Genomic DNA, 255 nt, shown 5'->3' with positions numbered 1-255 from the left:
CTTCCGTGTTCGGTATGGGAACGGGTGTGACCTCTTCGCCGTCGTCACCAGACAATTGAACGACTCTTGTTCGTTCAAAACCGGATAAAACCAACATTGTTGCTGAACTTCAAGTTCAACCGTACTTAAAATAACATAAGGTTAAGTCCTCGATCGATTAGTATCCGTCAGCTGCACGTGTCGCCACGCTTCCACCCCGGACCTATCCACCTCATCTTCTTTGAGGGATCTTACTTACTTGCGTAATGGGAAATC

Annotated in this window: 1 rRNA gene; it reads right to left on the bottom strand. The window is 47.1% G+C overall.

The features are described from left to right. Positions 1-137: 137 nt before the first annotated feature. Positions 138-255: ribosomal RNA gene (locus M3152_RS17915) — 23S ribosomal RNA — on the bottom strand; the annotation flags it as partial.

The sequence above is a fragment of the Sporosarcina luteola genome (assembly GCF_023715245.1).
GTDB lineage: Bacteria > Bacillota > Bacilli > Bacillales_A > Planococcaceae > Sporosarcina > Sporosarcina luteola_C.
Note: the sequence above shows the minus strand (reverse complement) of the source record. Positions and strands in the feature narration are given on the sequence as shown.